At 36.3% G+C, this 8,555-nt stretch carries 7 protein-coding genes; all 7 read left to right on the top strand.

Translation table 11 applies throughout. The features are described from left to right. Positions 1-923 precede the first annotated feature (923 nt). The 7 genes from FC093_RS22300 to FC093_RS22270 all read left to right on the top strand — a co-directional run bounded on the left by FC093_RS22300 (position 924) and on the right by FC093_RS22270 (position 8,439). Positions 924-2,519, top strand: coding sequence for a sensor histidine kinase (locus tag FC093_RS22300; RefSeq protein ID WP_137264036.1), 1,596 nt, complete (start codon positions 924-926; stop codon positions 2,517-2,519). Positions 2,520-2,555: 36 nt separating this feature from the next. Beyond that, positions 2,556-3,206 carry a hypothetical protein gene (locus tag FC093_RS22295; RefSeq protein WP_137264035.1) on the top strand — a complete coding sequence of 217 codons (651 nt, stop codon included), beginning with the start codon at positions 2,556-2,558 and terminating at the stop codon, positions 3,204-3,206. Positions 3,207-3,272: 66 nt separating this feature from the next. Continuing rightward, positions 3,273-4,637 (top strand): serine hydrolase domain-containing protein, encoded by a 1,365-nt coding sequence (locus FC093_RS22290; RefSeq protein WP_170971189.1) that lies wholly within the window; start codon positions 3,273-3,275, stop codon positions 4,635-4,637. Next, the gene (locus tag FC093_RS22285; RefSeq protein ID WP_137264033.1) at positions 4,637-5,320 is read left to right on the top strand and encodes a LytR/AlgR family response regulator transcription factor; all 684 of its coding nucleotides are present in this window, start codon (positions 4,637-4,639) and stop codon (positions 5,318-5,320) included. The genes FC093_RS22290 and FC093_RS22285 overlap by 1 nt, the downstream gene beginning before the upstream one ends. A 572-nt stretch (positions 5,321-5,892) precedes the next feature. Continuing rightward, complete coding sequence (locus tag FC093_RS22280; RefSeq protein ID WP_137264032.1) at positions 5,893-6,744, top strand: sugar phosphate isomerase/epimerase family protein; 852 nt, start codon at positions 5,893-5,895, stop codon at positions 6,742-6,744. A gap of 475 nt (positions 6,745-7,219) precedes the next feature. Continuing rightward, positions 7,220-7,336: an NAD(P)H-dependent oxidoreductase gene (locus tag FC093_RS24740; protein ID WP_137264031.1), complete on the top strand. Its 117-nt coding sequence runs from the start codon at positions 7,220-7,222 to the stop codon at positions 7,334-7,336. 311 nt (positions 7,337-7,647) lie between these two features. After that, positions 7,648-8,439 (top strand): glucose 1-dehydrogenase, encoded by a 792-nt coding sequence (locus tag FC093_RS22270; RefSeq protein WP_137264030.1) that lies wholly within the window; start codon positions 7,648-7,650, stop codon positions 8,437-8,439. The last annotated feature ends 116 nt before the right edge of the window (positions 8,440-8,555 follow it).

Here is an 8,555-nt window from a genome sequence, read left to right as displayed (position 1 = left end):
GAAACTGCTCCAGGGCTTGCTTTTTAATTGACTCGTAGTCAAACTGATTTTCTTGCTTTTCCATTTTTTTCTGTGTTTTGAAGTTAAGTATTTAACTCCTGACACAGTTTATTTTACAGTCTCCTGAAAACAGTCATTACTACTTCGTTACTAAGAACGCTACAACCCACTGAAATCAATACTTTTCACTTTCCGCATCGTACCCATATAAAATTCACACCTTTGTTTATGTTATTTGATTGTCAATGAGTGAGTTTACTGGAGAATTCACCTTCGTTCCTTTTTTTCCTTCTTTATGTTCTCAGATAAAACATAAAATAATACAAATGATGGTTGTCTATCATTATTAAGCAAGAATTGTTATCATTCAGGTTATTAGTATAGCTTATATTGTATTATTATGATAACTAAGCTATATTGCTATTCTATTCTTTCATTATGTTATACAAGCATGCACAATAGCTCAGTAAATGTTTGTTTAAAAAAGTAAAACAAGCTCAATTAAAAAGATATAGTTAGGGATAAGGAGATACTCAAGCCATTAAATGTAAAAGCATAAAACACATCATATCTTCAAATAGCGTTATTATCTTTCCTCTATACTGATATACAAAGATTTTGCATGTTGGCACGCAAGACAAGCATATAACGAAATTACGGTGGCTTAAAACGCTGAATAGAGGCATTTTATAAGGCAAGAAACTTACAAGCAGTTAAAGTGCAACTTAAAAAGTCCTTTTTGCTTTTACTTTCAGTTTGGGGAAATATATTAATGAAACGGATTATAAAAAAACGTAACCTTTCAACAACCCTTCCGTTAATAGTATACGGAAAAGTCAGTTTCATCACATATTTAGGTCTGTTTGTCCCATTACTTACATATTATCTCCGATGTATGTTAACCTTGCTTTTAAATAAAATATATGAAAGTAAAATGGCGGCAGCATGAAATGATTCTTGCTGCGGCAATATTCATAATGATTTGTGGCGGCTATGTTTGGAACATGATGCACCTTTCGCCGGAAACCGTTAATACGCATTATGCTAATGTGTTTAAAGAAAGACATGTGCCATTCAGCTTATATCGGAATGTGATTTTTCCTGATGCCATTATAATTGTTGCTATTTACACTGCATATTTCATTCTAAATCTTTTTACTATACCACGTCTATTATTTCCACCAAAATTTGAAGCGGGTACTTCAAAGATTTCAGTAAGCTTTTCGAAGATAAAAGTAAAAGGACTTGCAAAAAATCTAATTAAAAATTATTTATGGCTTTTTATACAGTTGGTGTTGATCATTTTCGTATTAGGCGTTGTATTTGATGTTGCTACATACCTCAGGCAAGAATGGCAATTTCATTATCCAGGCTTTTCTATTTTTTTCAATCCTGATAATCAAAACTCGCAGTTAAGTTTAGCAGCCGGTTTTTTTGCAGCTATAATGCTGATTGTTGTGTATAGTTTGTATGTTTTATTGAGAGAGTGTATTATCTATTTTATTCAGGTATCAAAGCAACATGCATACAATACACTTATCTGTAATAAAGTAACTGGTTTCACACTTCAGTTTGTTTGCATACCTGTTTTTCTTACATCGTTCAACATTATTCATGAAGCAAATTTCTATCTCGGCTACCTGCTGGTGATTCCTGCCATATTTGCAATGTTTATCAGCAATGTGTATTGGTTGTTCCCCAAAAAAGGCGACGCAAATTTCTTCAGCAGAAAAATAATCATTCCTTTATTAAGTACATCGTTCGTGTATGCTATTCCGCTGGTCGTTTTTGTGCATGAAGAAATGCTGATTGCATTTATATACAGCTGGGCTTTGCAATTGTTTGTTGTTACACCCCTTACCTGGTGGTATTATAAGACGTACGAAGACAAAATTTTGCAACTACGCATTGTAGAAAAACAACTGGTAAAGTCAAAGGCTGATATACAGTTCCTCCGTTCACAGATTAACCCGCATTTCTTATTTAATGTATTGAATACTTTATACGGAGCGGCTTTGCAGGAAAACGCTTCTGTTACTGCAGAAGGTATTCAAAAGCTGGGTGATATGATGCGCTTTATGTTGCATGAAAACAACATGGACTTTATTGACATGCATAAAGAAGTTAATTATCTGTGCGATTATATTGCTTTGCAAAGATTACGCACACAATCATCGGCAGACATTATCATTGAAGACAATATCAGCGATGCAGACTGCAATCACAAAATAGCGCCGATGTTGCTGATTCCTTTTGTGGAGAACGCTTTTAAACATGGCATCAGTTTGAAAGAAAAATCATGGATAAAAATTAAACTTGAATGTACGGCAACTGATATTGCTTTTGAAGTACGCAACAGCATGCATGAAAAAAATAATAACGATCCAGAAAAAGAAAGATCAGGAATAGGGTTTAAAAATGTACTGGAAAGATTGAAGCTTATCTATCCAGGCAGGTTTCAAATTTCTGTAAATGGCGATGGAAAAGAATTTTATGTACAGCTATCTATTCAGCCATAAAAAGTCAACACCCATTTTAAAATTAAATAAATCGATATGAAAAATTTACTTCTTTTAATAAAAACCACAACAATTTGTTTCATCATTAATCTCATCAGTATTGCACCATCGTATGCGCAAAAAGATCTGAAATCGCTTGAGGGTTTTTACCAGTTCAGCGAAAACAAAGATGCATTTCTTCAAATAAAAGCAAAGGGAGACAGTCTTGTTCTAAAACAGCTCTGGGATAGACAGGAATTTTCTTTCGGGCAAACTTCACCTCTTGAATTTTATTGTAAGGCCAGATCATTTCCATTAAAGTTTACAGATTCTGCAGGGCGTATTACGCGTGTGTTAGCATTTAATAAAGATACCTGGAATAAGGTAGCACATTATGTTTCGCCGGCTTCAAAAGAGATTCAGTTAACACCCCAGCAGTTAAAAACATTTGAAGGAACATATAAAATGAATGGTGGTGATGCAGATGATATTTTACTAATCACATCAAAAGAAAACCGGTTGGTTCTTAACCAGCTTTGGGATGGACAGGAAATTACGTTCCTTGCACAATCACCGTTGGATTTTTATTGCCCGGAAAGATTATTTCCACTAAGATTTACTAAAGACCAAAACGGTGTTGTAACGCAGGTTTTGGCTTTTCATAAAGATGTCTGGATCAAACAAAAAAATAATAACACCAACCATTAAACATGTAGTTAATTCTGTCCAGCACCTGGTAAGTTTTATAGTTCACATCAATCTCAAATTATGCAAATGAAAAAATTATTGGCAGGGGCATTGTTATTAATATATACTCAGCTTTTGCATGCACAAGATTCAACCACGCAAAAATTAGATGCATTGATTACCGTTTATGCAAATCTTGGCCGGTTTAATGGCTCTGCGCTAGTTGCAGCACACGGTAAAATCTTATTACAAAAAGGTTACGGATTAAAAAACGCTGATAGCAAAAGCATGAATGATGCAAATACTGTTTTTCAAATTGCATCTATTACAAAAACGTTTACATCAACAGTTGTTTTGAAGTTGGTGGAAGAACATAAATTATCGCTGGATGACAAATTAAGCAAATTTTACAGCGGTTTTCCGAACGGAGACACCATAACAATCCAGGAGCTGCTTTCACATACATCCGGTCTGCATAATTTTACTGAAGAAGATACAACGATCAACGAAACCGATGAACAAAGAATGATACCTTATCTTAAAACATTAAAACCGGATTTTGCGCCCGGCACCAACTGGAGTTACAGCAATTCAGGTTATGTTGTGCTTGGATACATCATTCAAAAGGTGAGTGGCATGAGTTACTGGCAGGCTGTACGAAAATATATTTTTGAACCTTTACACATGAACAACAGCGGTTTCGATTTTACACATCTTAAAAGTGCAGACAAAGCCATTGGCTATGATGTGCTGAATGATTCAGTGCAGCAACAATCGACCATTACAGATTCAACTGTTCCGTTTGGTGCAGGCGCCATTTATTCAACGGTAACGGATATGTATAATTGGAATGAAGGTTTGAAATCATACAAAATTGTACATGAAGGTCTGATGCAACAGGCATACACACCATGCGCGTTGCATAATTACGGTTTTGGGTGGCAAATTGATTCAATCTATGGCAGGAAGATGTTATCTCACAGTGGCGCTATCTCCGGCTTCGGCAGCAATTTTGCGCGTATTCCCGGTGATGATGTGTGCATCGTATTATTAAGCAACATAAGCGGTTCTGCGGGTTCTACGTTCAATGTGACCCATTTAACAGATAAACTGCTTGCCATACTTTACCATAAGGCTTATACCATACCAAAGAAAAAAACGCCGGTTGCAGTTAATAAAGATGTGCTGAAGAATTATACCGGCACTTATACAATTGATGAAATGAATTTAAGGATTGATGTGACCGTAGGTGATGATATTTTAATTGCTCAACCTTACCGCGATGGACATCCCGGACCAACATCGTTTTTGCATCCTTTAAACAATACACAGTTTTATGATGAGCGCGATGACGATCTTGAAGTTACTTTGGATGTTGATGCGACAGGAAAACCAAATGGTATGAAAATTCTGCAGGCAGGAATAACACGATATGCTAAAAAAATAAAATAATGCTTGCGGCAATTGCAATAGATGATGAACCGATTGCGCTGGAGGTAATAAAAAATCTTTCAGCGAAAATTCCTTTTATCGATTTGAAGGCAACATTCATGAATGCTTTTGAAGCGATAGATTTTTTGCAGCAGGAAAAAATTGATTTGCTGTTTCTTGACATAAAAATGCCTGATATTTCAGGAATAGATTTTTTAAAGTCGATACCGAATGCACCCATGGTAATTTTTACAACAGCATACAGTGAACATGCTGTGCAAAGCTTCGAATTGGATGCCACCGATTATTTATTAAAACCTTTTTCGCAGGCAAGATTTTTAAAAGCATGTAATAAAGCTTATGAACAATTCAACTTAAAAAACAAAGGCAACGCTTCAGATATAAATCATATTTACATTAAAACAGGTACAAACCAGGTTCGCATTGAACTGGAAGATATTTTGTACGCTGAAAGCAAAGGCAATTACATGCAATTTGTATTATCACAAACAAAAATTACTTCACGGCTTACTATGAATGAAGCAGAAGCATTGCTGCCAACTGCTCAATTTGTACGCATTCATCGTTCTTATATCGTTGCTAAAAAGCACATTTCCAAAATCAATAAAACATCTATTTGGATTAAGAATACAGAATTACCAATTGGCGCCGGTTATGTAAGTAATGTACAAAAGATTATTTAAGCCTTAATTGCATATTACAATTGTTCCAAAGCTTTCTGTACAATAATTGTTCGCTATCCTACACTCTTCAAGAACTGTTTCTTTTAAAACCCTTATTCATAAAGCATTTAAGTATGAACATGTGCATTGAAACCAGATTTAGCCCGAAGGAGAATGGTGTCTATAAATCATTTAAAAACCGAATCTGTATAAGTCTCTATATCAATCAAAACAATAGTAACAAACCGGTTGAAGAGTTTGAGAACGGAGTAGTCAAGAATTTAGGGTATAATGTCAAGGATAATGGGTGAGGCACTTTTAATTACTATTCCACTACTAAAAAAGCTACCATCTACTAAAATCAATGCTTTTCACTTTCTGTATCGGAAAGTAGCCAACCCACTGTTTCGGCGCTATTTGCGGGGTTTACATTCTTTTACAGCCGATTATTCTTGCCCTTCTTTGCCTTTATTAGCCATATTGTTGTGACGAATCCGGTTACCAATTTTATTCGTAACTGAATTTGCAAAATTGAAATAAATGTACCTTAACAGAACCGTTTATATCAGCTTTCAATTATCTTGCTTTACACTATGAATAAAATTGGATTTAATGTGTTGGTCTGGTCAGCGAACATGTCAGACGAATTGAAACCTGTAGTTGATAGGTTGAAAACAATCGGATACGATGGCGTAGAATTTTTGCTTGGCTCACCTGATGATACTGCTTATAAATCCATAGGCAATTTTACTAAAGATATTGGATTAGAGGTAACTACGGTTTTTGTAGTAGGTAAAGAACAAAACCCTGCAAGCGACTTAGCTGCCATAAGGGCTAAAGCGCTGGACCGGATTAAGTGGGGCATAGACAGAGCACATGATTTAAACGCTAAAATAATGTGTGGACCTTTCCATTCGGCTCATGCAATTTTTGCAAAGCGTGCACCTACTTATGACGAATATCAGTGGAGTGCCGAAGTATTACGTTCTGCAGGCGACTATGCAGCGACAGCAGGAATCACACTTGCATTAGAAGCCATTAACCGTTTTGAATGTTATTTGTGCAATACAATGGAACAATTGACCCAATTGGTGAAGGCAGCTGATCATCCCAATGTAAAAGCAATGTTTGATACCCATCATGGTAACATAGAAGAAAAGAATTTCAACGATGCAATTGCTACCATTGCTCCTTTGCTTGCCCACGTTCACATTAGTGAAAACGACCGGGGCACGCCTGGTGATGGCCAGGTACGTTTTGATGAAGCGTTTATGAACTTAGCTAAAATAAAATATAAAGGATGGCTAACCATTGAAGCTTTCTCCCGCAATGATCCAGATTTTGCTAATTCTATTGGTGTATGGCGTGAATATTCAAAACCGTGGGATATTGCCGAAAAGGGACTGAAATTTATTAAATACATGAGCAATAAGCACGGGTTATGATTTATGTGTGGAGATATAAATGAACAATCTGCACAAAACCAAAAGATCATAATACAAAATACTTTCCTCAAAATTTATAATGTAAAGTATCCAGGATACAACAGGTAACATTTTTGCTGATTTACCGCAACCAGGTCATGCTACTATGCTATGCTATTTAAATTACTGCATTAAATATTAAGCGAATTTTTACAATCACTATTCCGTTACTAAAACTGCTACAATACACTACAATCAATACTTCTCACTTTGTATCGGAAAGTAAGTTTCTTTCATTTGTTCCAGAAACAGAGGTTGCTGGATGAAATAAAACCTTTTGTGAGTAAAGATGAGTACCTTCAATAACTGAAAGTATTTGTAGCACATGGCATCCAGGATGGTACCTTACTATTTCTCATGCAAGAGAAGCAAAGGCATCCTTACAAATACCGGGTGTTCAGTTGAGCTACAATGAATATCAGATCAACAGTATAGTATGATCATAGTAACACCGGAATACAATAATGGCTGCCCGGCCAGCTTACAAAATGCTATGGATTTTCTATGTACTGAATTGGAAACGAAAAACAGTAGCAATTACCGCTGTTTCTAGTGGTAGTTGCGACTGAGCCCAGGTAAATACCGTCCTCGCTTTTTCTTTATGGAAAATAAGTGTGTTGTTAGTTCCTGCTGTGTATTTAGTGCCAACTGTGCAGGGCGCGTACGATGAGCAGGGAAACCCCACTGATAAAGAAGCTACCGCAAAACGAGCTGCTTATTTCGTTAATGAGTTGATGTGGTGTATGAATATTGCAAGCAACACATAATAAACACATATTCAATCTCATCTATGCTATACAGAAAATCTACATGCGATAGATAATTTGTATTGCTATACCATAATCTTTTAAAATATACATTCAAATGAAAAATTTAGAAAACAAAGTTGTCATCATCACAGGCGCAGCAATGGGGCTTGGTTTGGCAGCAGCAAAAGAACTTGCTTCAAAAGGAGCAAACCTCACATTGGTGGATTATAATGAAAAGAGTTTGGAAGAAGCGAGAAACGAAATCAGTAAACAGTTTCCAAATGTAAAAATAGTAACTGTTGTAGCAGATGTTTCCAAAGAAGATGCGGTAAAAAATTATGTAGATGAAACCGTAAAGGCTTTTGGACGTATTGATGGGTTATACAACAATGCAGGCATTGAAGGAAAACAAGCTGCAATAACAGCGTATGATGTAAACATTTTCAAAAAAGTAATAGACATTAATCTTATGGGCGTTTACTATGGGATGCGGTATGTTATTCCCGTTATGCAAAAACAAAAGTTCGGAAGGATAGTAAATGTTGCTTCTGTAGGCGGTATTCGTGGGGTGCTTAACCAAATTCCCTATGTCGCAAGCAAGCATGCTGTTTCGGGCATGACAAAAAATGCTGCCCTCGAATATGGCAGAGACGGAATTAACACCAATGCTATTGCTCCGGGTGCAATTCTAACACCTATGGTTGCAGAAGCATTCAGGCAAGTAAATCCTGCCGACCCAAAAGCTGCCGAAACAGAATATGCTCAGGCAAACCCTACCAAACGTTTAGGATTGCCTGAGGAAGTAGCCAAAGTGGTAGCCTTTCTTTTAAGTGATGATGCGTCATATATCAATGGACAAACGATTGCAATAGACGGTGGTCAATCCAACAGCTATGGCAATGTTTAATCGCAGCGTGCCCAGGTAAATCAGCATATATTCCGGACTTGCATGGCTCAAATGGTTTATCAACGGATTGAAAACCAGTAATGCTGTGCTTTAAACTGATAGAAACTGAAAGTGAA

Origin of the sequence: Ilyomonas limi (genome assembly GCF_005233845.1) — a bacterium.
Taxonomy (GTDB): Bacteria; Bacteroidota; Bacteroidia; order Chitinophagales; family Chitinophagaceae; genus Ilyomonas; species Ilyomonas limi.
Note: the sequence above shows the minus strand (reverse complement) of the source record. Positions and strands in the feature narration are given on the sequence as shown.

Bases quoted from the DNA above. Each gene is read 5' to 3' on its own strand.
- FC093_RS22295 (WP_137264035.1), top strand. From the start codon at position 2,556: ATGAAAAATTTACTTCTTTTAATAAAAACCACAACAATTTGTTTCATC.
- FC093_RS24740 (WP_137264031.1), top strand. From the start codon at position 7,220: ATGATCATAGTAACACCGGAATACAATAATGGCTGCCCGGCCAGCTTA.
- FC093_RS22290 (WP_170971189.1), top strand. From the start codon at position 3,273: ATGAAAAAATTATTGGCAGGGGCATTGTTATTAATATATACTCAGCTT.
- FC093_RS22285 (WP_137264033.1), top strand. From the start codon at position 4,637: ATGCTTGCGGCAATTGCAATAGATGATGAACCGATTGCGCTGGAGGTA.
- FC093_RS22270 (WP_137264030.1), top strand. From the start codon at position 7,648: ATGAAAAATTTAGAAAACAAAGTTGTCATCATCACAGGCGCAGCAATG.
- FC093_RS22300 (WP_137264036.1), top strand. From the start codon at position 924: ATGAAAGTAAAATGGCGGCAGCATGAAATGATTCTTGCTGCGGCAATA.
- FC093_RS22280 (WP_137264032.1), top strand. From the start codon at position 5,893: ATGAATAAAATTGGATTTAATGTGTTGGTCTGGTCAGCGAACATGTCA.